This window comes from Bradyrhizobium oligotrophicum S58, assembly GCF_000344805.1.
GTDB lineage: Bacteria > Pseudomonadota > Alphaproteobacteria > Rhizobiales > Xanthobacteraceae > Bradyrhizobium > Bradyrhizobium oligotrophicum.
This window is the reverse complement of record NC_020453.1, coordinates 2339907-2361557: the sequence shown is the minus strand read 5'-3', so window position 1 is coordinate 2361557 and position 21651 is coordinate 2339907. Positions and strand designations below refer to the sequence as shown.

At 66.7% G+C, this 21651-nt stretch carries 21 protein-coding genes and 1 riboswitch; of the genes, 7 read left to right on the top strand and 14 right to left on the bottom strand.

Features of this window, described 5'->3' with window-relative positions; translation table 11 throughout:
• Nucleotides 1-126: 126 nt before the first annotated feature.
• Nucleotides 127-1071, bottom strand: a complete 945-nt coding sequence (locus tag S58_RS10095) for a DUF2380 domain-containing protein (protein WP_015665190.1) — start codon at nucleotides 1069-1071, stop codon at nucleotides 127-129.
• A 190-nt stretch (nucleotides 1072-1261) separates the two neighbouring features.
• Here S58_RS10095 and S58_RS10090 point away from each other — a divergent pair, with 190 nt between their 5' ends.
• Both S58_RS10090 and S58_RS10085 read left to right on the top strand, forming a co-directional pair.
• Nucleotides 1262-2680 carry a sensor histidine kinase gene (locus S58_RS10090; protein ID WP_042340676.1) on the top strand — a complete coding sequence of 473 codons (1419 nt, stop codon included), beginning with the start codon at nucleotides 1262-1264 and terminating at the stop codon, nucleotides 2678-2680.
• Nucleotides 2677-3318, top strand: coding sequence for a response regulator (locus S58_RS10085; protein ID WP_015665188.1), 642 nt, complete (start codon nucleotides 2677-2679; stop codon nucleotides 3316-3318). The genes S58_RS10090 and S58_RS10085 overlap by 4 nt, the downstream gene beginning before the upstream one ends.
• 9 nt (nucleotides 3319-3327) lie before the next feature.
• Here the strand turns inward: S58_RS10085 and S58_RS10080 are convergent, their stop codons facing one another.
• Entirely contained in the window at nucleotides 3328-3630 is a 303-nt protein-coding gene (locus S58_RS10080) for a hypothetical protein (protein WP_015665187.1), read from the bottom strand.
• A gap of 8 nt (nucleotides 3631-3638) precedes the next feature.
• A complete protein-coding gene (locus tag S58_RS10075; protein ID WP_015665186.1) occupies nucleotides 3639-4496 on the bottom strand; it encodes an SDR family oxidoreductase in 858 nt (285 codons plus the stop codon).
• 532 nt (nucleotides 4497-5028) lie between these two features.
• On the opposite strand from S58_RS10075, the gene S58_RS10070 reads away from it, so the two are divergent.
• Nucleotides 5029-6141, top strand: a complete 1113-nt coding sequence (locus S58_RS10070) for a DUF2336 domain-containing protein (RefSeq protein ID WP_015665185.1) — start codon at nucleotides 5029-5031, stop codon at nucleotides 6139-6141.
• A gap of 201 nt (nucleotides 6142-6342) precedes the next feature.
• Here S58_RS10070 and S58_RS10065 read toward each other — a convergent pair whose 3' ends face one another.
• The 4 genes from S58_RS10065 to S58_RS10050 all read right to left on the bottom strand — a co-directional run bounded on the left by S58_RS10065 (nucleotide 6343) and on the right by S58_RS10050 (nucleotide 8658).
• A complete protein-coding gene (locus S58_RS10065) occupies nucleotides 6343-7002 on the bottom strand; it encodes a hypothetical protein (protein ID WP_015665183.1) in 660 nt (219 codons plus the stop codon).
• The gene (locus S58_RS10060) at nucleotides 6999-7574 is read right to left on the bottom strand and encodes a histidine phosphatase family protein (RefSeq protein WP_042340675.1); all 576 of its coding nucleotides are present in this window, start codon (nucleotides 7572-7574) and stop codon (nucleotides 6999-7001) included. The genes S58_RS10065 and S58_RS10060 overlap by 4 nt, the downstream gene beginning before the upstream one ends.
• Nucleotides 7575-7595: 21 nt before the next feature.
• A complete protein-coding gene (locus S58_RS10055) occupies nucleotides 7596-8366 on the bottom strand; it encodes a CbtA family protein (RefSeq protein ID WP_015665181.1) in 771 nt (256 codons plus the stop codon).
• A gap of 82 nt (nucleotides 8367-8448) precedes the next feature.
• Entirely contained in the window at nucleotides 8449-8658 is a 210-nt protein-coding gene (locus S58_RS10050) for a CbtB domain-containing protein (RefSeq protein WP_015665180.1), read from the bottom strand.
• A 217-nt stretch (nucleotides 8659-8875) separates the two neighbouring features.
• Nucleotides 8876-9091: riboswitch (cobalamin riboswitch) on the top strand.
• 112 nt (nucleotides 9092-9203) lie between these two features.
• On the opposite strand from S58_RS10050, the gene S58_RS10045 reads away from it, so the two are divergent.
• Nucleotides 9204-11261 carry a TonB-dependent receptor plug domain-containing protein gene (locus S58_RS10045; RefSeq protein ID WP_015665179.1) on the top strand — a complete coding sequence of 686 codons (2058 nt, stop codon included), beginning with the start codon at nucleotides 9204-9206 and terminating at the stop codon, nucleotides 11259-11261.
• Nucleotides 11262-11336: 75 nt separating this feature from the next.
• Nucleotides 11337-11915 carry a hypothetical protein gene (locus tag S58_RS10040; protein WP_015665178.1) on the top strand — a complete coding sequence of 193 codons (579 nt, stop codon included), beginning with the start codon at nucleotides 11337-11339 and terminating at the stop codon, nucleotides 11913-11915.
• Nucleotides 11916-11999: 84 nt separating this feature from the next.
• On the opposite strand, the gene ilvC is transcribed toward S58_RS10040, so the two are convergent.
• The 7 genes from ilvC to miaA all read right to left on the bottom strand — a co-directional run bounded on the left by ilvC (nucleotide 12000) and on the right by miaA (nucleotide 19714).
• Entirely contained in the window at nucleotides 12000-13019 is a 1020-nt protein-coding gene (gene ilvC, locus S58_RS10035) for a ketol-acid reductoisomerase (protein WP_015665177.1), read from the bottom strand.
• A 150-nt stretch (nucleotides 13020-13169) separates the two neighbouring features.
• Entirely contained in the window at nucleotides 13170-13772 is a 603-nt protein-coding gene (locus S58_RS10030) for a LysE family translocator (protein WP_015665176.1), read from the bottom strand.
• 228 nt (nucleotides 13773-14000) lie between these two features.
• Nucleotides 14001-14690 (bottom strand): class I SAM-dependent methyltransferase, encoded by a 690-nt coding sequence (locus S58_RS10025; protein ID WP_015665175.1) that lies wholly within the window; start codon nucleotides 14688-14690, stop codon nucleotides 14001-14003.
• Nucleotides 14691-14693: 3 nt separating this feature from the next.
• A complete protein-coding gene (gene ilvN / locus S58_RS10020; RefSeq protein ID WP_015665174.1) occupies nucleotides 14694-15236 on the bottom strand; it encodes an acetolactate synthase small subunit in 543 nt (180 codons plus the stop codon).
• A gap of 187 nt (nucleotides 15237-15423) precedes the next feature.
• Entirely contained in the window at nucleotides 15424-16407 is a 984-nt protein-coding gene (locus S58_RS10015; RefSeq protein WP_015665173.1) for a threonine dehydratase, read from the bottom strand.
• Nucleotides 16408-16565: 158 nt separating this feature from the next.
• On the bottom strand, nucleotides 16566-18335 hold the full coding sequence (locus S58_RS10010) for an acetolactate synthase 3 large subunit (RefSeq protein WP_015665172.1): 1770 nt from the start codon (nucleotides 18333-18335) through the stop codon (nucleotides 16566-16568).
• 461 nt (nucleotides 18336-18796) lie between these two features.
• On the bottom strand, nucleotides 18797-19714 hold the full coding sequence (gene miaA / locus S58_RS10005) for a tRNA (adenosine(37)-N6)-dimethylallyltransferase MiaA (RefSeq protein WP_015665171.1): 918 nt from the start codon (nucleotides 19712-19714) through the stop codon (nucleotides 18797-18799).
• Nucleotides 19715-19717: 3 nt separating this feature from the next.
• Here miaA and serB point away from each other — a divergent pair, with 3 nt between their 5' ends.
• Together serB and S58_RS09995 are read left to right on the top strand one after the other, a co-directional pair.
• A complete protein-coding gene (serB, locus tag S58_RS10000; RefSeq protein ID WP_015665170.1) occupies nucleotides 19718-20608 on the top strand; it encodes a phosphoserine phosphatase SerB in 891 nt (296 codons plus the stop codon).
• Between the two features lie 743 nt (nucleotides 20609-21351).
• On the top strand, nucleotides 21352-21633 hold the full coding sequence (locus tag S58_RS09995; protein ID WP_015665169.1) for a hypothetical protein: 282 nt from the start codon (nucleotides 21352-21354) through the stop codon (nucleotides 21631-21633).
• Nucleotides 21634-21651: the final 18 nt, after the last annotated feature.

Genomic DNA, 21651 nt, shown 5'->3' with positions numbered 1-21651 from the left:
CTGTCATGCGACCGTAATGAAATCGTCACAAATAACAACAGTCCGGAATCGCACGGAGAGCGGCGTGTCGTCTCGCGGCGCGAAGCGGCCCGGCCGCCGCTCCGGCACATTGTCGGCGCGGCCGGTTCAACGCTGCGCGCCGCCGGTCTCGAGCAGCCGCTCGCGCACCAGGCGCGCCGCGCCGCGGCTCCATGAATAGTTGGCGCCGAGGCGCAGCCCGCTGTCGCCTGCGGCGACGAGCGCACCGCTGTCTGCCTGGCGGACGCGGAAGCCGATGATGTATTCGGTGCGGCCGATCCGCCTGACGATGCCGAGCAGCGACTGCTGGGCGCCGAGCGCGCGGGCAGCCCGGACTTCGCAATCATCGCATTCGCGCATCGGCTGCCCCTGCTTGATCTCGCCGGACGCCTCGACCAGGCGATAGCGGCCGGACTGCGCCAGCAGCTGCCGCACCGCAGCGGTCGCTTCCTGCAGCCCCTTTTGGTCGGACTCGCTTTCGCCGAGCGCGGCACCGGCGCTGGTGTCCTCGAGCTCGAACGGCAGCAGCACCAACCGGATCGGCTCCGGCGGCGCCAGCGCGTCGCGGGCCTGGCGCGAGACGAATATCTCGGCGCGCTCCCAGGCCTCGTCGGAGTCGCCCCGGAAGGTGAAGATCTTGTCGAACAGCACCCGGTTGGACGCGACCTCGATCGCCGACGCCCGCGCCCATTGCACCAGGGTGGAGAGCTTCTGCACGCCGCCGGTGATCACGACGTCGGCGCCGGCCCCGGCGGCCATCTGCAGCCGGACGGCAGGCGGTGCATCGGCCGGAGGACAGGAGGCGCCGCAGACGGGACTGACCAGGCGCAGCCGCGCGTCGGCCGCGACGTCGCGCCGGAGCGCGGCGATGAAGGCCTCCAGCCGCCGCTGATGCACTGCCGTCTGGTCGACCGGCTCGCCGGAGGTGTCGAGATAGCTGAAATCGTCGACCAGCACGGCCGGAACGCGGTTCGAGGCGGTCTCGGCGCGGACCGGGCCGGCCGCGAGGGTGAGCGCGAGAACGAGGCAATGGAGGAAGCGACGGTTCGACATGGGACCCCCGAGCGACTTGTTTTGCATCACCCGAGGCTAGACGCGCGGCCCTGCGGCAGAACGGGGCGCGGTCACGGCGAGCCACGGGAAAATTTCACGGCGTGGCGACGAGCGGGCCGTGGCGCTTTCTGCCCCCGATGTTCTGACGTTAAATGCCGCTCGGGCCGGGGCTCGCTTGGACGCGCTGACAATGTTGACCCGCTACGATCTCAAATACCGCCTGACCCTGCGCATCGCCGTGGTGTCGGCGCTGTGCTTCGCGGCGATCTCAGCCTATGTCCTGTTCGACATCGACCGCTCGGCGCATCTGCGCAACGAACGGATCGCCGAGATCACGGCCCGGACGCTGCAATTGCAGCAGAGCAAGATGCACTGGGTCAACAGCCCGCAGGCCGGCTTTCCCGATCTCGATGCGGTCGCGGCCGCAGCGATCGGACCCGGCGTCTGCATCGCCTATCGCGGCCTCGACGGCGCGATCGTGCAGCGCATCTGCGGCGGCGCCGAAGCGCAGACGAACGATCCGCCCCGCGCCTTCACGCTGCTGTATCGGCAGCTGTTCGATCCCGGCCGGGAAGCGGCGCGGCCGGTCGTGTTTCGCGACGGCAAGACCGGCGACGCCGTCGTCTGGACCGATGCCGGCGCCATGACCGCGGAAGCCTGGCGTGAGCTCGGCCGGCTGCTGCCGGTGCTCGGAACGGCGCTGGTGCTGCTGTGCGTGCTGGCCTACACCGCGCTGGCGCGCGCGCTGCGCCCGACTCGGCTGATCCGCGCCGGCCTGGAACGGATCGCCGCCAATGATCTGTCGGCGCGATTGCCGCCGTTCGACCTCGCCGAGCTCTCCGCGATCCGCGACGCCTTCAACCAGCTTGCGGAGGGCCTGGAGACGGCGCTCGCCCAGCGCAGCGAACTGACCCGGCGCCTGATTGCGCTGGAGGACGACGAGCGCCGCCACCTCGCGCGCGAGCTGCATGATGAATTCGGCCAGTCGCTGGCGGCGATCCGCGCGCTCGCGGCCTCGATCCGTCACAGCGCCGCGCAGGATTGCCCGGCCCTGGTTGGCGAATGCGACAGCATCGCCCGCGCCGCCGCCGACATGATGGACATGCTGCGCGGCACGTTGGTGCGGCTGCGCCCGCCCGACGTCGACCAGCTCGGCCTGGCCGCCAGCCTCGAAGGCCTGGTCGCAGGCTGGAACAGGCGGCAGCAAGGACCGACCCGGTTCGAGATCGAGCTGTCGGGCGGCATCGACCAGGTCTCCGACATGATCGCCATCAACCTCTATCGCATCGCCCAGGAGGCGCTCACCAACGCCGCCAAGCACGCCGGGGCGACGCGCGTGCGGCTGCAGCTGGCGCGTCATGATCGGCCCGGCGACGGCAGCGCGGCCATTGCACTCACCGTCGAGGACGATGGCCCAGCCTCCGAGACCGTCGGGACATCAGGCATGGGCCTGCTCGGCATGCGCGAGCGCGTCGCGACGCTGGGAGGCAAGATGAGCTTCGCGGCCGGACAGAATGGCGGCGCACAGCTCAGCGTCGTGATCCCTCTCCCGGCAGTGCCCGCCCCCTCGTTTGAGCAAACCCAGCCGGCAGCGGCCTGCGCCGCATGAGCACGCCCGCCGGCACCATCCTGCTGGTCGACGACCATGCCGTCGTTCGCGAGGGCTATCGCGCGATGCTGCAGAAGCAGCCGGGCCTGCGGGTGGTCGCCGAAGCCGCCGACGGCGCCGAAGCCTACCGGCTGTTCAAGGAGGTCAGGCCCGATCTCGTCATCATGGATTTGAGCATGCCGGGTGTCGGCGGCATCGAAGGCATCCGCCGCATCCGGCAATGGGACCGCGGCGCGCGCATCCTGGTTTTCACGATGCATGAGAATGCAGGCTTCGCCGTGCAGGCGATCCGCGCCGGCGCGCGCGGCTACGTCACCAAGAGCAGCCCGCCGGAGATCCTCCTGCGCGCCGTCATGGACGTGCTCGCCGGCCACATCGCGATCAGCCCCGACATCGATCACGAGCTTGCGCTCAGCCGTCTCTCCGGCGAACGGGCGGCCGCCGACGTGCTGACGGCGCGCGAATTCGAGGTGATGCAGATGCTGCTCGCCGAACGCAGCACCGAGGATATCGCATCGGCGCTCCATCTCAGCCCGAAGACGGTCGCCAATCTGCACTCGCTGATCAAGGACAAGCTCGGCGTCGCCACGGATATCGAGCTGGTGCGGCTGGCGTTGCGGCAGGGCCTGCTGAATTGAGCCGCAGCCTCAGGATTCCTCCGAGGCGGTGTGCGGCGCCCCGGCGGCGTCCGATGCGGGCTCCGCGGCGTCGGGATCGCCCATCAGATGAAACTCCCGCCCGAGCCGGCGCTGCACGCTCATGACCGCGCGGTCGACGTCGCTGATCAGGCTGTCGCCGAGCACGACGTGGGGGATCTCCCAGTTGCGGCCGCTGCGCACTTCGATGGCCTGGACGGCCGGCACGCGTGCGGTCTCGCATCCCGGCTGTGCCCGGATCGCGTCCTCGACCAGGCGCGTGAGCTCCGCCTGGGTCTTGCCGCTCGTCGTCATCGTCCGCTTCAGGCCTTGGTCGCCGAGGTCAGGCCGAGCCGCTTGGCGATGATGCGGTCGACTGTCCGCTTGGGAAGCGCGCGCACGATCAACTGCCGCAGCGGATCGGGCGCGATCTCGTAGCGAACCTTGGGCGACGGCGCGGTCAGGGCTTCGTACACCCGCTCGCCGATGGTCTCGGCCGGCAGTCCGGTATTGCCGAGCTGCAGCATGAAGCCGCGCACCTTCTGCAGCGCCGGATAGAACGGCGAGCTCTGATACGGCGACAGATCGACCTCCTCCGCCTTGGCCCAGATCGGCGTCTTCACCGCCCCCGGCGCAATGATGATGACGTCGATGCCGAACAGCATCAATTCGCGGCGCAGGCTCTCCGCCAGCCCTTCGACCGCATGCTTGGAGGTCGAATAAGGCGCCATCAGCGGATTGCCGTTGCGACCCGCGACCGAGCTGATCATCACGATCCGTCCGCGCGCGCCCGTCATCGCCGGATCAACCCCGAGCAGCGGCGCGAACGCCTGGGTCGCGATCACGGGACCAATGACGTTGACCTCCATCTGATGACGAAACTGGTCGATCGGCAGCTCCGTCACGGGGCCGGCGACCGCGATGCCCGCATTGTTCACGAGGCCAGCGAGTGCCTCACCATTGAGAGCGGCGCGCACCTCGGCGGCCGCAGCCTTCACCGCCGCCTCGTCGGTCACGTCGAACAGCAGCGGGGTGAAGTTGGCACCGAGCTCGCTTCGCAGACGCTCGGCATCCGCCGGCTTGCGAACGCTCCCGAACACCCGGAAGCCGCGTGCGAGCAGCAGCTTCGAACAGGCGAAACCAATGCCGGTGGATGCCCCGGTGACGACGACGGATTTCATGGCGACCTCAAAGATTTGCGAACCGATTATCGCACGGGATGAGGCTCAACGCTGGCGCTGTTTTTTGACACGAGCGCGCACGTCGTTCGGCGCCTCGCGGACATGCAGGACGGGCCGAGATGCGGCAAAGGCGACCGCGTCAAGAATGTGATTTAAACTTCAATCCTTGAAGGGATGACAACTGACGTGAGATCGAGGGCGACGGCGAGACTGGATGAAGAGAGGCGTCTGACCTTATGAGATCGTTAACCTTTCCGTCACACGCCGTCGCTTCGGCCCGTGCTGGACGAGGGTGCTCGCACCTCGTTGCGTCCAATTCCCGGCAATTCGCGTCAAGGCCGAGGTCCGGCTCCTCTTTCCCTTTAGACGCTCCGTCTTAATTTTCCGTATCCGTGTTTCTCCGGAGTACTACCTCCCGCTGGCCTAACACATTGTTATCGCCCGTGCCGAAAACTGCCCCCGCCGAGAGCCTGCAGCGTGGCAGACGTGCATCGCTGCTGCGCCGGCATTCCGGACCAGACGGGCGCAAAGCGTGCATCAGCCAGAACAGCTTCCACACTCAGAAAACTCCATCATCGCCGAGCTCGAAGAGGCCGTTCGCGGCGGCTCGTCCGAGAAGCGCGTCCACACGCTGCGCCAGGTCACCAACCTGTTCCTGCACGATGGCGAACGCCTCAGCGAGGACCAGATCAAGGTGTTCGACAACGTGCTCTGCATGCTGGTCTCGCGGGTCGAGACCCGCGCGCGGGCCGAGCTCAGCAAGCATCTCGCGCCGGTCGACTATGCGCCCGTCGACCTGATCCAGCAGTTGGCCCGCGACGACGAGATCTCCGTCGCCGAGAACGTCCTGATGCACTCGACCCGGCTGACCGAACATACGCTGGTCGAGGTCGCCTCGACCAAGGGCCAGGACCACCTGATGGCGATCTCCGGACGCCCGCATCTGACCGAGGCCGTGACCGACATCATCGTCGATCGCGGCGAACGCCAGGTCATCCGCAAGCTCGCCAACAACCAGACCGCACGCTTCTCCGACACCGGCTATTCGGGAATGATGGCGCACGCGGAGGACGACGACGAACTCAGCGAGATCATCGGTCTGCGCGTCGACTTGCCGAACAAGCATCTGCGCGACCTGCTGCGCCGGGCCACCGAATCCGTCCGTGCCAAGCTGATGGCCTCGGCGCCGCCGGCGCTGCAGAAGGAGATCAAGAAGGTCATCAAGGCCATCGCCGACGTTGCGCGCAGTGACGGCGGCCTCGTCGGGCGCGACTTCACTCTGGCCGAAGAGGCCGTCAAGCGCATGAAGGGGCTGAACGAGCTGAACGACACCGCTATCGCCTTCTTCGCCGAGACCCGCCGCTTCGGCGAGGTGGCGGCCGCCCTCGGCCTGCTCAACAACGTGCCGACCGAGATGATGGCCAAGGTGCTCGAAGGCCCGCGCACCGACATCGTGCTCATTCCCTGCCGCTCAGCCGGGCTCGCCTGGTCGGTGGTGGCGAAGATCCTGACCCACCGCCCGATCAAGCACGCCATCGACACCGACACGCTCAAGCTCGCCGAGCGCGACTATGGCAAGCTGTCGCTCGACACCGCCCAGCGCACCCTGCGGTTCTGGATGGTGCATAACAAGGTGGAGAAGTGAGCGGCTTGCTCGCCTTCTACCGCAGCGAGGCCCCGCGGCGTCTCCCCAAACTCCGCCGTCGTCCCGGCGAAAGCCGGGACCCATACCGCGTGATGTGGGTTGGCGGAGAAGATCTAAAGTCATCGTCCGTCGCAAAGCGAACGCCGGTGATTATGGATCCCCGCTACGACCACGCCCACGCAGCACAATGAGGCGCTAAGATTATCTCGTCCCTGACGACGCCGGACGATTGGCCACCGGCAGGCAACGCCACAGCAGCCAGGCTCCGCCGGCGGCGAGAGCCAGCAGGAAAAGACCGGTCAGGACGGTCGGTAGATGAGACGGCGCCAGCCCCCACTCCGGCCCGATGATCACGCCGCTGTCGAACGTCTCGCTGCTGTTGGCACACAGCGCGGCAAAGACGGGATCTGCCGCGATATCCGCCGCGATCCTCGCTTCGAGCGCCTTGGCTGCGGACTGATCGCCCGGCATCGTGCCCATATGCGCCAGCAGCGCACGCGCTCCGGCGACATAGGCATGGGAGCATTCGTTGAACGGGCTCGCCTCGTCGGTGAGGCTGCCGGGGACCAGACCCCACAGGCAGGCGAAATGTTGCAGGCTGACGAAGCCCATCAGCCGGCGCAAGGTCGGATCGGTCCGGACCTGCCCCCGCGCCAGATCGAGGATGTCTGACCGATAGGTCGCGACCGCCAGCATCTCGCCATGGCCGATGGCCGGAATCTCGACCCCGATCAGCGTTCCCTGCTGCGGCCGCGGATGGTGCGCATGGGCTGGCGCTGAGGCTGCGAAGATCGCGGCCGCGACGATGAGACCGTTTCTCCAACGGCGAGCGATGACACACCGTTCGCTGCGCGCCGTCATCGGTCGTCCTTCAACGGGACCAGGGCTGCGAGCGTCCAACGCCCGCCGACGCCCGAGAGCCTTGTTCGCGTCAGCGGCGCGACGTCGATGCGCCCGAAGGCCTCGGGGCCGGCGCCGAGCGCATGCGCAATCGCAGCACGAATGACCAGCGCGTGCGTGACCGCAAGGACCGCGCCATCGACGGCGAGCAGGCCCTCCATCCACGCGCGGGCGCGCGTCATCACGTCCATGAAGGACTCGCCGCCATGCGGAGCCGCGCGCGGATTCTGCAGCCATTCGGCAACGGCCTCCGGCGCCTGCGCCTGGACCTCCGCGAGCGATCGTCCCGCCCAGCGGCCGAAATCGCAGTCGCGCAGCGCAGGCTCGGGCTTGGCGTCGAGGGCCAAGCCTTCGGCAGTCTCAGCGGCGCAACGGGCCGGGCTGCGCAGGACGACCTCACAGGACGGCAGCCGGCCGGCCAGCCGGGCGAGGCTGTCTCGTCCGCGCGGATCGAGCGGCTCATCGGCAGCGAAGGCAACGGCAGCCGTCGATGCCGTCGCGGCCGCGCAGATCAGATGCAGGCGCGTCGTCATGCCTGCCGATACCGGCGCCATTCAAGCGCGCGCGCCATGCTGCGCCATCTGGCGCTCAGCGAGGGCGCCGAACAGCAGCCCGAGCGTCGCCCACATGATCGCCTGTCCGCCGAAAGACGCAATACGGAACTGCCAGAGCACGGCGGCCGGAAAACCTTCAGGCACCTCGTCCACGACCGGCAGCGCGAAGCCTATGCCGGTCATGACGACGACATAGACGCCTGCGGCAATCAAGGCCGCATTCCAGGCGCCGAGCCGCGACAGCAGGCGGAGGCGCAACATGCCGGCGGCGATCATCGCGGCGAGCGAGATCAGGAGCATCGCGAAATACAGGCTGGTCCGCATCCCGATCGTCTCGGCCAGGCCGACGGACGGCGGATTGGCCGGGTATTTGAGCATGGGCGTCACATAGACGGCGACGAAGCCGGCCGCGGCGAGCAAGGCGGAGGTCGCCCGCGGACCGAGATCGGCCATGCGGCCGAAGGCGAGTGCGAAGGCCAGGGCAAACAGCCCGCCGAACGCCGTGCTGTAGACGGCAACGCCGGTCAATAGTCCAACACCGGCCTGGATAGCCCGGCTGACCAGCTCAGGCTCGGCCTCCGCGACTGGCGCGGGCCGGCCCTTGGCCGCGGCCTCTTCCGCCGCGGCTTTGGCCTTCGCCTCATCAAGCACCGTCTCGAAGGCAATCGCGCGCGCGACAGATGATTCGCCAGCCAGCCTGAGAAAGCCGAAGGAGAGCAGCGCGGCGACCAGGCCGGCCAGCATTCCGCGCAGGAGCAGTCGCCCCGTCATCGATCGTCTCTTACAGATGCGCTGCTCTCGCCGTCACGAGCGGCGTGCGACAGCGCCGCTTCGACGTGCCGATGCTGGCCGTTCAGTGACAGGGGAACCCGAGCAGATGCCGTCCGTCATGGACGAACTCGTGGACATATGCGCTGTTGAACAGCGCAGCCGCGCCCTCCTCGACGCCGACGAAATAGATGCCCAAAGCGAGCATCAGGCCGCCGAAGATCGCCCACGGCAGAATCTCGCGCACGGGAATGGCTGTGGGCAGAGTGACCGGAAGGGACGTCGCTGTTGCCACGATGAGGCTCCTTGATTGCAAGTCCTGCTCGCCGAGGCCGCGCCACACGGCGCGCCAACGCGAAGACGGTGTCTGGTAACATTATAACCGCGATCTCCCACGAACCGAAAGTCGAAAGTGCATCGCATCCTCGACGAGACCGGCGTGGTGCTTCGGCAACAATCCCCGCCGGTCGTGGGAAAACCCGAGGGATCGATTGACTCCGGCTCCGGCCGGCTTCTACGCTTATCGCGACGGTGCCCCCGACCGGGGCTCAAAAGGGAATGCGGTGACGGACGGATCCCACCCGGGACCATCCGAAAGCCGCAGCTGCCCCCGCAACTGTAAGCGGCGAATCTCGCGTCATAGGCCACTGGGAAATCTCGGTCCCGGGAAGGCGGCGTGGAGGTGATGACCCGCGAGCCAGGAGACCTGCCGTCAGCCGTGGTCACACGCGAAGATGCCGGTCGGGGAGTTATTGGCATCGTTTTCACGCCGTGCATGAAGATGCCGGCATGAGGCCTCGTTCGCGGTGACGTGCCACTGACGTCATGCCGAGGTCACTCGTGTCTCCCGTTCCCTATGCCAGGCGCCATCGCGCCGTTCTGTCGTCGTTCTGCGTCCTCTCGTCGGTTGCGCTGCTCGGTCCTTGCCCGGCCATCGCGCAGCAATCCGCCTCGCCCAATCTGCTGCCTCCGGTCGAGGTCGACCTGCCGCGCAGCAGGCCGTCAGCTCCGAAGCCAGCCGGGGCGCGCGAGCCTCAGGCCCGCACCGCCGCGCGACCGCCGATTCCGGCTACACCGGCCAGCACGCCCGTCGTGGTCAGCCCGACCGGCATCGTCACGCCGGCCGCCAATGTCGCCAGTGCGATCACGGTGGTGACTGACAAGGACATCGCGACCCAGCAATTCCGCAGCGTGCCGGAGATCCTGAGCACCATTCCCGGGCTGAACGTCGTCCAGGCCGGCGGTCCGGGCGGCCAGACCAACGTCTTCATGCGTGGCACCAACGCCAACCACACCAAGCTGCTGATCGACGGCATCGATGTCGGGGACGTCACCAACAGCAACGGCGCGTTCGATTTCGCCCATTTGCTCGCCGCTGACATCCAGCAGTTCGAGGTGCTGCGCGGACCACAGAGCGGGCTCTATGGTTCGGACGCGATCGGCGGCGTCATCTCGGTGATCACGCGCAAGGGCGACGGCCCGGCGCGGGCGACCGCCTCGCTCGAGAGCGGATCGTTCAAGACCTTCAACCAGAGCGCGGGACTGAGCGGCTCGAAGGACAATGTCAACTACGCGGTCAATGTCGCGCATCTGCACGCCGGCGACGTGCCGGTGACGCCGTGGCAACTGCTGCCGGCAGGACAGAAGGCGATCGGCAACGCCTACGACAATGTCACCGCCTCGACCAAGCTCGGCGTCGACCTCAACGACGCCTGGACGCTGAACTCGGTGGTCCGCTACACCGATGCGACCCTGCTGTTCACCGGCGACAGCGGCTTTCCGAGCTTTCCCGACGCCATCAGGAGCAACCACACCGTCCATCAGCTGGCCACGCGCGAGGAAGCCGTGTGGTCGCTGCTCGGGGGCCGCATCAGGAACTATTTTGGCGTCAACTACGTCAACGACTGGTCATCCGATTTGACCGCCGGCAATCCCGTGGCGGCGGTCGCGACGGGCGAGCGCATCAAATATGACTGGCACGCGGTGACCGAGCTCGCGCCGCGCAACAATCTGGTCGTCGGCCTGGAGCAGCAGACCGAGCGGCTGACAACCACGGATCTCTCGGCCGAGAACGGCAACAAGGCCGGCTTCATCGAGCTGCAGACGGAGTTTGCGGAGCGCTGGTTCGTGGTCGCGAGCCTGCGCAACGACGTCAACGATCAGTTCGGCGCGCATGGGACTTATCGGATTGCACCTGCGGTGATCCTGCCGGTCACCGAGACCAAGCTGAAGGCGAGCTACGGCACCGGCTTCAAGGCGCCGACCTTGAGCCAGCTGCACCGGGATTTTCCAGCGTTCAACTTCTTCGCCAATCCCAACCTGAAGCCGGAGGAGAGCACAGGCTACGATGCCGGCTTCGAGCAGCCGCTGTTCGAGGGTCGCGTCCGCTTCGGTTCGACCTACTTCCACAACAGCATCACCAATTTGATCGACTTCAACGCCACCTTCACCTCCAATGCGAATGTCGGGCTGGCGACGACCGAGGGCAGCGAAAGCTTCGTGGCGGCTAAGCTCACGGATCGCATCTCGCTGCGCGCGGACTACACGTTCACCCGCGCGATCGACGCGACCACCGGCCAGCAGCTGCTGCGCCGTCCCAGGGAGAAATGGAGCGCGACCGCAGTCTGGACGCCGCTCGATGCGCTGACCGTATCGGCCACCGTGCTGCGCCTCGGCAACTGGCTCGACGTCAGTCGCGACGGCATGACCACGGGGCTCACTGCGCCCGGCACCACGGTCGTGAACCTGCGCGGCGACTACGCGGTCTCCGATCAGGTCAAGCTGTTCGGCCGGATCGATAACCTGTTCAACCGCCACTACCAGAACCCGACCGGCTTCCTGGCGCCGGGCCTTGGCGTGTTCGGCGGCATCCGGGTCGCGAGCTACGGAGTGCAGTGACGGCGCCGACAGAAATTCCGGCGGCTGACAGAAGCTGCCGAAATGGACTACAATCGCAACAGAAGGAGACGTTCCATGGCTCTCGACATCCTCACGCCCTCCCGCTCCGAAGCTCGCCTCGCGCCCGTTCCGCAGCGGCATGCCGCCGCGTTCTGCTTCGCGCTGCTGACCTCGGCCTGCGCGCTGGCCAGCTTCGTGTTCGCCTGCGCGACGCCGTTCGCAGCTTTCGCAGTGGTTGCAGCCGCGATGCTGCCGCTGCGCACGGCACTGCCGGCGGTGCTCGGCGCCTGGCTCGTCAACCAGGGCATCGGCTTCGGCGCCCTGCACTATCCGGTCGATCCCACCACGCTGGCCTGGGGCGCCGTGATCGGCGTCGCGGCGCTCGGCGCCACGATCGTCGCACGCATCGCGCTGGCGGCCTTGCGCACAGCGCCAGCGCCGGTCGCGTTTGCCGTCACGCTCATCGGCGCCTACGCCGCCTATGAGCTCGTGCTGCTCGCCGCCACGGCCATGCTCGGCGGCGCCGCGAGCTTCACGCTCGCGATCGTCGCACGGCTCGGCCTGACCAGCGCCGCCTGGTTGGTCGGCCTGGTCGCCGTCAGCGAGATCGTCCGTCTACTCACGCCGCCGGCCTCGCGCCGGGCGGCCTCCTGACGGAACCTGGAGACCTACTTGCCAAACAAAAAAACGGCGGGCCTTGGCCCGCCGTTTTCCATTCCAAGTCGTCGTCGCAAGAGCTCAGTTCTTGCTCTTGTCGACCAGGGCGCCCTTCTTGATCCAGGGCATCATGTCGCGCAGACGGGCGCCGACCTCCTCGATCGGGTGCTGCGACAGGCGGGCGCGGGTCGCCTTGAACGAGGACTGGTTGACCTTGTTCTCCAGCATCCAGTCGCGCGCGAAGCGGCCGGACTGGATGTCGTCGAGCACGCGCTTCATCTCCGCCTTGGTCTCCGGAGTGATGATACGCGGTCCGGTGACGTACTCGCCATATTCGGCGGTGTTGGAGATCGAGTAGTTCATGTTGGCGATGCCGCCTTCATAGATCAGGTCGACGATCAGCTTGACCTCGTGGAGGCACTCGAAATAGGCCATCTCCGGGGCGTAGCCGGCCTCGGTCAGGGTCTCGTAGCCGGCCTTGATCAGCTCGACCAGGCCGCCGCACAGCACGGCCTGCTCGCCGAACAGGTCGGTCTCGCACTCTTCCTTGAACGTGGTCTCGATGATGCCGGCGCGGCCGCCGCCGATCGCCGAGGCGTAGGACAGGCCGAGGTCATGGGCGTTGCCCGAGGAATCCTTGGCGATCGCGATCAGGCAGGGCACGCCGCCGCCGCGCTGGTACTCGGAACGAACGGTGTGGCCGGGGCCCTTCGGCGCGATCATCAGCACGTCGAGATCGGCGCGGGGGTCGAGCAGGTTGAAGTGGACGTTGAGGCCGTGGGCGAACACCAGCGCGGCGCCCTGCTTCATGTTGTCGTGCAGGTGCTCGCGGTAGATGTCGCCCTGCAGCTCGTCCGGGGTCAGCATCATCACGAGGTCGGCCCACTTGGCGGCCTCGGCGACTTCCATCACCTTGAAGCCGGCGGCTTCGGCCTTCTTGGCCGACTTCGAGCCCTTGTACAGCGCGATCGCGACGTCCTTGACGCCGGAATCCTTCAGGTTCAGCGCGTGGGCATGGCCCTGGGCGCCGTAGCCGACGATGACGACCTTCTTGCCCTTGATCAGGTTCAGATCGGCGTCGCGATCGTAGTAAACACGCATTGTCGTTTCCTCTTTGAGATGGCCGGAATTGGCTGATGAGTCAGGCGCTTGGGTGGGGCACGGCGGCCGACGCCCGAACGAAATCCGGCCCGTGTCTAGAGCATTTTGGGGGCGCTTGGAAACCCCGAACTCGCATGGCGGCGCCCCCCTTCATGCGTCCATGAACACCGGATAGAGCGAGGCCAGCAGCAGCACCGCCATCAGGATGTTGAAGCCGCGCACGGCGCGTTCGGAGCTCAGCAGCGGCCGCAACGCGGTCCCGAACAGCGTCCAGGTGATGGTCGAGCCGACCGCCATCACGAAGCTGATCGCGACCTGCAGCGCGACATTGGCGGGAAAGCGCGCGATCGCCGCATAGGCGGTGATGGTGCTGATCACCATCACCCAGCCCTTGGCGTTGACCCACTGGAACAGCGCCGCGCCCCAGAACGACATCGGACCGCGCGAATTGTGCTCGTCAGGCTTGGTCGCACCCGACAGCGCGATCGCGACCGCGAGATAGATCAGGTAGGCGGCCCCGAGATATTTCAGCACCGTCTGCAGCACCGGATAGGAGATGAACACGGCGGCAAGGCCAAAGCCGACCGCGCCGACCATGAACGCGAAGCCGAAACTGACCCCCATCATGTGCGGCACCGTGCGCCGGAAGCCGTAGGTCACGCCCGACGACAGCAGCATGATGTTGTTCGGCCCCGGCGTGAACGCCATCACGAAGGCGAACGCGATGAAGGCGATGAGGAGCTGCTGGGACATCTAGTGCACTCCCGCCTCACGGCGATTCTTCACCCTCCCCTGGAGGGGGAGGGTCGATCGCGCATGCAATGCGCGATCGGGGTGGGGTGGGCCCCAGGCACAGCTCGCGCGTGGAGGCATCACCCCACCCCGTTTCACATCGCAGCTTCGCGCGATGTGAAACGACCCTCCCCCTCCAGGGGAGGGTGGCAGCGTGGCCACCTCACCGTTTCGCAGAAACATCAGCGCCTACCCCTGCCCCGCCGGCTTCTGCAGCACATAGGTCGCGTGCATCGGGGCGTGGTAGTCGGCGGAGACGGTGATGAAGCCGACCTCGGTCAGCATGCGCTCCATCACCCAGGCGAAGGTCGAGTTCTCGTCGCGCATGTGGGTGATGACGCTGTCGCGGCCGAGATCGTGGTTCTTGATGTTGTAGTCGGCCCACTGCTCGACCGAGCGCTCGGTGCCGTCGGGCATGCTGACATAGACGATGTCGCGCAGGAAGAACTGCGCGCCCGGCTTCAGCGCCGCGAAGATGCGCGCCAGCGCCACCGCCTTCCAGAAGTCCGGCAGATGGTGCAGCGTGAACTCGCTGGCGATCAGATCATAGGAATTGGGCTCGTAGGCGAACGACAACAGGCCCGCCGAATGCATCCGCACGGCGGTGCGGCGGTCGCGGGTGTAGATCCGGGTCAGCGCCAGCATCGCCGGCGAGATGTCGATGGCGTCCACGACAGCGCCCATCAGCGCCGCTTCCGTCGCCAGCACGCCGTTGCCGCAACCGATGTCCGCCACCCGCCAGCCCGGCTTGACGCCGAGCATCTTCAATGCGGCGCGCGCGCGCTCGTCGGCATCATCTCCCGAGCCGTAGATCGAGGCCACGGCGTGATCGAGCCCGATCCGGTTCCGTTCGTTGTAGTACCAGTCGCGCGCCAGCATGGCTCACATCCCTTCCGGTCCCCGCCCGATCGCCGCAATGCCGGTCCTCGCCACTTCGACCAGGCCGAGCGGACGCATCAGATCGATGAACTGACTGATCTTGTCGGTGTTGCCTGTGATCTCGAACACGAAGCTCTCGGTGGTGGCGTCGATCACGCGGGCCCGGAACGCATCCGCCAGCCGCAGCGCCTCGACGCGCGGCTCGCCGATGCCGCGCACCTTGACCATCGCGAGCTCGCGCTCGATCGCGCGCTTGGTCAAGGTCATGTCGACGACGCGGTAGACCGGGATCATGCGGTCGAGCTGGTGCTTGATCTGCTGGATCACCATCGGCGTGCCCGTCGTCACGATGGTGATGCGCGAGAGGTGTTTTTGACTCTCGGTCTCGGAGACGGTGAGGCTCTCGATGTTGTAGCCGCGGCCGGAAAAGAGACCGATCACCCGCGCCAGCACGCCGGGCTCGTTCTGCACCAGCACGGAGAGCGTATGCGTCTCGTTCGGATCGTGGCGGTCTTCGATGAAGTAGGCGGAGGCTGGCTGGTTCATTGGTGTCCCCTTATTCCCTCTGCTGTCATGCCCGCCAACCGGTCTCGCCTTCGGCGAGCCCGATGACAGGCTCCAGCGGGCATCCAGTCGACGCCGGCGGTCGTGAGACTCACGATGGCCGCGGCGTGCTGGATCGCCCGGTCAAGCCGGGCGATGACAGTGGTGTGTGTGGTGAGCGGAGCGTGCATCATGAGGCTCCCGCTTCGGCATGGGCGGCAGCCGGCATTACCCAGCGCCTGAACAGATCGAGATCGATGTTGCCGCCGGTCAGCACCAGGCCGACGCGCTTGCCGGCGAGCTTGCCTTTCTCCTGCAGCGCGGCCGCCAGCGACGCTGCACCGGCGCCTTCGGCGAGATTGTGGGTGTCGGTCCAGAAGATGCGGACGGCCTCGGCGATCTCGGCATCACTGACCTGCAGGATGCGCGACGCGCCCTTCAGGATGATGGCGAGCGCATCCGCATCCGGGCTGCGCGTGGCGAGGCCGTCGGCGTGCGTATCGGCGCTGTTGGTGGTCACGACGGTGCGCGCGGCGAACGACAGCGCGTAGGACGGCGCCTCGGTCGACTGCACGCCGACGATCTCGGTCTTCAGCCCGAGCAGGTCACGTGCCAGGATGCAGCCGCAGATGCCGGAGCCCTGCCCGACCGACACGTAGAGCACGTCGAGAGCAGGCGCCTTGCGCAACAGCTCGAGCGCGTAGGTCGCGACCCCACGGACGAGATCGGGATGGAACGACGGCACCATCTGCAAGGACTCGCGCGCGGCATGCCGGCCGGCCTCCTCGCGCGCCTCCTGGAAATCGCTGCCATGCTCGATCAGCTCGGCGCCGAACGCCGCCATCGCGCGGTTCTTCTCGACCGAGTTGCCCTTGGGCACGTAGATCGTCACCGGCAGGCCGTTGCGGCGGCCGGCGAAGGCGATGCTCTGGCCATGATTGCCGCGCGTCGCGGTGATCAGGCCGCGCACGCCGGGATGCGTGCGCTTCAGAGCGTCGACATAGACCAGCCCGCCACGCACCTTGAAGGCGCCAGCCGGCGTGTGGTTCTCGTGCTTGACGATGACATGAGTGCCGAGCCGCTCGGCGAGCAGCGGCCACGCATGCGCCGGCGTCGCCGGCACCGCGGCGCCGACGATGGCATGGGCGGCTTCGAGCTCAGCTAGTGTGAACACAGCCGCCTCCTCACATGAGCCGTCATGCCCGCGAACGCGGGCATCCAGTACGCCGCGGCCGTCATGGGACTCACGGCGGCCGCGGCGTACTGGATCGCCCGGTCAAGCCGGGCGATGACAGTGCAGTTTTGGGTTGGCGTCGTGCGCACAGTCAGTCCTCACACCAGCGCCTTGCCGCCGGCGAACGCGGCGGCCGGATCGGACGCTTCCGCCGGCAGGATCATCTCGTTGTGCGCCTTGCCCGACGGGATCATCGGGAAGCAGTTCTCCAGCGCCGCGACGCGGCAGTCGAACAGCACCGGCTTCTTGACCGAGATCATCTCCTTGATCGCGCCGTCGAGATCGCCGGGCTTCGACACCTGCAAGCCGACGCCGCCATAGGCCTCGGCGAGCTTGACGAAGTCCGGCAGCGCCTCCGAGTAGGAATGCGACAGGCGGTTGCCGTGCAAGAGCTGCTGCCACTGCCGCACCATGCCCATGTACTGGTTGTTGAGGATGAAGATCTTGACCGGCAGCTCGTACTGCACGGCCGTCGACATCTCCTGCATCGTCATCTGCACCGAGGCGTCGCCGCCGATGTCGATGACCAGGCTGTCGGGATGGGCGACCTGGACGCCGATCGCCGCCGGCAGGCCGTAGCCCATGGTGCCGAGGCCGCCGGAGGTCATCCAGCGGTGCGGCTCCTCGAAGCCGTAGAACTGCGCCGCCCACATCTGGTGCTGGCCGACCTCGGTGGTGATGTAGGTGTCGCGCCCGCGCGTCAGCTCAAACAGCCGCTGGATCGCATATTGCGGCATGATCACGTCGCGGTTCGCCTTGTAGGCCAGCGAGTTGCGCGCGCGCCAGGTGGCGATCTCCTGCCACCACGACTTGATGTCGGGCTTCTTCGCCTCGGCCTTGAACACCTGCAGGATGTCGGCGAGCACGTCGCCGCAATCGCCGATGATCGGCACGTCGACGCGGATGTTCTTGTTGATCGAGGACGGGTCGATGTCGATGTGGATCTTCTTCGAGTTCGGCGAGAACGCATCGGTGCGGCCGGTGATGCGGTCGTCGAAGCGCGCACCGACGCACAGCATGACGTCGCAATCATGCATCGCCATGTTGGCCTCGTAGGTGCCGTGCATGCCGAGCATGCCGAGCCAGTTCTTGCCCGAGGCGGGATAGGCGCCCAGCCCCATCAGGGTCGAGGTGATCGGAATGCCGGTGACCTCGACCAGCTCGCGCAACAGCCTCGAGGCTTCCCGTCCCGCATTGATGACGCCGCCGCCGGAATAGATCACCGGGCGCCTGGCGCCGGCCAGCAACGCCACCGCTTTCCGGATCTGCATCGCGTCGCCCTTGACGCGCGGCGCATAGGAGATGTGCACGTCCGACTTGCGCGGCGGATGATAGGTGCCGGTCGCGAACTGCACGTCCTTCGGCACGTCGACCACGACCGGGCCCGGACGGCCCGTGGTGGCGACATAGAACGCCTCGTGCAGCACCTTGGCGAGATCGTTGACGTTGCGGACCAGCCAGTTGTGCTTGGTGCAGGGCCGGGTGATGCCGACCGTGTCGCACTCCTGGAACGCGTCGTTGCCGATCAGGTGCGTCGGCACCTGGCCGGTGATGCAGACCAGCGGGATCGAATCCATCAGCGCATCCGCCAGCGGCGTCACCATGTTGGTGGCGCCGGGGCCGGAGGTCACCAGCACGACGCCGGGCTTGCCGGTCGAGCGGGCGTAGCCTTCGGCGGCATGGCCGGCGCCCTGCTCGTGGCGGACCAGGATGTGCTGAACCTCGCTCTGCTGAAAGATCTCGTCATAGATCGGAAGCACTGCGCCGCCGGGATAGCCGAAGAGGTGCTGCACGCCGTGGTCGATGAGCGCGCGCACGATCATCGCGGCGCCGGTCATCTGGTTCGGATCGTGGCTCTTGTCGGTCATGGTGGGCTCCGGATCGCTTCTGTCAGAGGCTTTCGTCTGGGTCGGTCGTTTCGGTTCGGTCGCTTGGTTCAGGGTCGTTTCGGTCAGGGTCGTTCAGTTCGGGTCGTTGAGCTCCAGGCAATAAAAAAGGGCCCTGGAAGGCCCTGCGCACCGCTCGGATCATGGATGGCCGCTAGCCATCCCCGGCGATGCGCCTGGGTACGACTACGATAAGGAGGGCGGTAATAATGTTGCGCATGACGCCGATCTGGCTTCCCAAAGGTTGCGCGAACATAGCCGGGGCGGCCCCAATGTCAAGGCAAAGCCGGGCTTGTCAGCGCAATTTTGCTACGTTAACGCGGATTTTGCCGTTCGGCGAGCGGTAATTTCGTCATAGCTGCCGTCATTGCGAGCGAAGCGAAGCAATCCAGGGCTACGCGACAGCGTGGATCGCTTCGTCGCTGCACTCCTCGCGATGACGATCAAACGGACGCCACCCACGCCCGTGCCTGCTCCGGCGTCCTCCACTCGAACTCCGGCAATTGATGCCGGAACCAGGTGAACTGCCGCTTGGCGTAGTGGCGGGTGTCGGCCTTGCCGACGACAGCCGCCGCCTCCAGCGAGATCTCTCCGCGGAGATGGCGGATCAGCGCCGGCACGCCATGGGCCTTCATCGCCGGCAGCAGTGGGTCGAGCCCGCGCGCGGCTAGCCGCGCCACCTCCTCCAATGCTCCACCGGTCAGCATGGCGTCGAAACGCGCGTCGATGCGCGCATAGAGCGCCTCGCGCTCCGGCGCGATGAACACGGCCTGATAGCTGCCCTCCGGCAGCAGCGGGGGCGTCGTCTCGGCATGCCAGTCAGCCAATGGCCGACCGGTCGCCTCGATCACCTCGAGCGCCCGGGCAACACGGGTGCGGTCCCGCGCATTCAGCCGCTCGCCCGCAGCCGGATCGCGCCTCGCAAGCTCCGCATGCAGCGCCTCGACCCCGTCACGGTCGAGCCGGAGACGCACGGCGTCGCGCACCGCATCCGGCACGGGCGGCACTGCCGACAGCCCCCGCGTCAGCGCCTTGAAATAGAGCCCGGTGCCGCCGATGAAGACCGGCAGCCGCCCTCCCCGCCTGATCTCGTCGAGAACCTCTGCGGCGTCACGGACATAGTGGCCTGCCGAGTAGTTCAATCCGGCATCGACATGGCCATAGAGCCGATGCGGCACAGCGGCCTCTTCCTCCGGTGTCGGCCTTGCCGTCAGCACCCTCAGATCACGATAGACCTGCATGGAATCGGTATTGATGACGACCCCGCCCGCTTTTTGCGCAAGTTCCATGGCCAGCGCCGACTTGCCGCTGGCGGTCGGCCCTGCGATAAGCACGGCTTTGTTGATCCCTGGCAAAGTCACCTGATGTCTCTCGTCGCCACCTTCATCTGCAATCCCGCCGATCCCGCGCTTGATACCACGATCGTGGAGGCCTTCCTGGCCGTGCTGCCACAGCCTGGCACGCCGCGCTGGCTGTTCGACGAGGTCGCGATCGACATCCCCTTCGCCCATGACGGCGAGGTCCACAAGCTCGAGGCACGCCTGCGCGACCTGCGCGGCGACATGCCGATCGACATCGTCGTGCAGGCGGAAGCCTTCCGGCGCAAGAAGCTTTTTCTCGCCGACATGGATAGCACCATGATCGGCCAGGAATGCATCGACGAACTCGCCGATTTCGCCGGGCTGAAGCCGCGCGTCGCCGCCATCACCGAGCGCGCCATGCGCGGCGAGATCGCGTTCGAGCCGGCGCTGCGCGAGCGCGTCGCGCTGCTGAAGGACCTGCCGGTGAGCGTGGTCGACGAGGTGCTGGCCAAGCGCATCAAGCTGACACCCGGCGGCCGCCACCTGGTGATGACGATGCGCGCGCACGGCGCCTATACCTGCCTGATCTCCGGCGGCTTCACGCTGTTCACGCGCCAGATCGCGGCCAAGATCGGCTTCCAGGAGAACCGCGCCAACGAGCTCGTCGTCGATGGCGGCACGCTCACCGGCGAGGTGCGTGAGCCGATCATCGGCCGTGACGCCAAGCTCGCCACCCTGCTCGAGCTGCGCGAGTCGTTCGATCTCGACGAGATCGACACGCTGGCCGTCGGCGACGGCGCCAACGACCTCGGGATGATCGAGGCGGCCGGCCTCGGCGTCGCCTATCACGCCAAGCCCGCTGTCTCGGCCGCAGCATCAGCCCGCATCGACCATGGCGATCTCACCGCTTTGCTCTATGCGCAGGGCTACACGCGCGCAGAGTTCGTGGAGTAACAGAGCCGCACAGCCGTCTCGCGTAGGGTGGGCAAAGCAGCCGCCCGCAGGGCGGTCGCGTGCCCACCGTCGGTCCGCGCGGACGGAGCGAATGGCGGGCACGGCGCATGATCGAGCGGACCCGGCGACGATAGCGTTGCCGCGTCTTTGCCCCCTCCACCTCTCCGGCGTCATTCCGGGGCGCGCGCGGCGCGAGCCCCGAATCCATAACCCCAGGCGGCAACGAGGATTCGACGTGTCGGCGGCGCTTGTCTTCGAGACAATCACCGCTCGGCTTTATTCCCGGCTCATCGCTGCGCGATGCCCCAGAATGACGGCCGGATGAGCAGGGATCGTGCTACGGCCGCGACGGATCGACCGATCTCAGCCGATTGTGACAACGAGCTGAAAATTGCGAATGCTCGACGATAGCAATCGTATCTCATGCCTGACTTGCAATTTCAGGCGGGACTCGCCATCCAACAACCCGAGCTCATTCGTCTCACGAGGAGTCGCGCAGGATTTTGTTTCAATCCAGTACATTCACGCGCAACTCCATTCCAATCTCATTTCGAATCGCAAATCAGATCATTCGCGCGTCGTATGAAGGCAGGGGTAGTGCTGCGATTTTAACCGCATCACCAATCGATGAATTGTCAAATCATGCTGCAGCGCATATAAAGCTGACAGCGCAAGGGAGTGTCCAAGGAAACGAAAGCGGTTGCACGTGATGCAATCGATCATCGTCACAAAAGGACCTCCCGATGACCATCAAGCACATCATTCCCGGCTCCCTCGTTGCCCTCGCGCTGCTGAGCGGCGCTGCCGTTGCCGGCGAGCTGCCGAGCTACGCAATCACCTCGATCCCGGCGACCCCGCATCAGCTCTCCGTCGTCGGCGCTTCGGCTGCCGAGGAGCAGGCTCCCGTCGCCGATCTGACCCGCGCCGGCATGCCCGCCACCCCGCTGCAGCTCGCCGTGCTCACCCATCACCGCCGCAGCGCCGCGCTCGTCGTTCCGACCACCGTCGGCAGCGCACGCAACTAAGCGACACGACGTCTCGGT

Excerpts from the sequence above, each read along its gene's own strand:
- S58_RS10095 (WP_015665190.1), bottom strand. The coding sequence starts at position 1,071 with ATGTCGAACCGTCGCTTCCTCCATTGCCTCGTTCTCGCGCTCACCCTC.
- S58_RS10090 (WP_042340676.1), top strand. The coding sequence starts at position 1,262 with ATGTTGACCCGCTACGATCTCAAATACCGCCTGACCCTGCGCATCGCC.
- S58_RS10085 (WP_015665188.1), top strand. The coding sequence starts at position 2,677 with ATGAGCACGCCCGCCGGCACCATCCTGCTGGTCGACGACCATGCCGTC.
- S58_RS10080 (WP_015665187.1), bottom strand. The coding sequence starts at position 3,630 with ATGACGACGAGCGGCAAGACCCAGGCGGAGCTCACGCGCCTGGTCGAG.
- S58_RS10075 (WP_015665186.1), bottom strand. The coding sequence starts at position 4,496 with ATGAAATCCGTCGTCGTCACCGGGGCATCCACCGGCATTGGTTTCGCC.
- S58_RS10065 (WP_015665183.1), bottom strand. The coding sequence starts at position 7,002 with ATGACGGCGCGCAGCGAACGGTGTGTCATCGCTCGCCGTTGGAGAAAC.
- S58_RS10060 (WP_042340675.1), bottom strand. The coding sequence starts at position 7,574 with ATGACGACGCGCCTGCATCTGATCTGCGCGGCCGCGACGGCATCGACG.
- S58_RS10055 (WP_015665181.1), bottom strand. The coding sequence starts at position 8,366 with ATGACGGGGCGACTGCTCCTGCGCGGAATGCTGGCCGGCCTGGTCGCC.
- S58_RS10040 (WP_015665178.1), top strand. The coding sequence starts at position 11,337 with ATGGCTCTCGACATCCTCACGCCCTCCCGCTCCGAAGCTCGCCTCGCG.
- ilvC (WP_015665177.1), bottom strand. The coding sequence starts at position 13,019 with ATGCGTGTTTACTACGATCGCGACGCCGATCTGAACCTGATCAAGGGC.
- S58_RS10030 (WP_015665176.1), bottom strand. The coding sequence starts at position 13,772 with ATGTCCCAGCAGCTCCTCATCGCCTTCATCGCGTTCGCCTTCGTGATG.
- S58_RS10025 (WP_015665175.1), bottom strand. The coding sequence starts at position 14,690 with ATGCTGGCGCGCGACTGGTACTACAACGAACGGAACCGGATCGGGCTC.
- ilvN (WP_015665174.1), bottom strand. The coding sequence starts at position 15,236 with ATGAACCAGCCAGCCTCCGCCTACTTCATCGAAGACCGCCACGATCCG.
- S58_RS10010 (WP_015665172.1), bottom strand. The coding sequence starts at position 18,335 with ATGACCGACAAGAGCCACGATCCGAACCAGATGACCGGCGCCGCGATG.
- serB (WP_015665170.1), top strand. The coding sequence starts at position 19,718 with ATGTCTCTCGTCGCCACCTTCATCTGCAATCCCGCCGATCCCGCGCTT.
- S58_RS09995 (WP_015665169.1), top strand. The coding sequence starts at position 21,352 with ATGACCATCAAGCACATCATTCCCGGCTCCCTCGTTGCCCTCGCGCTG.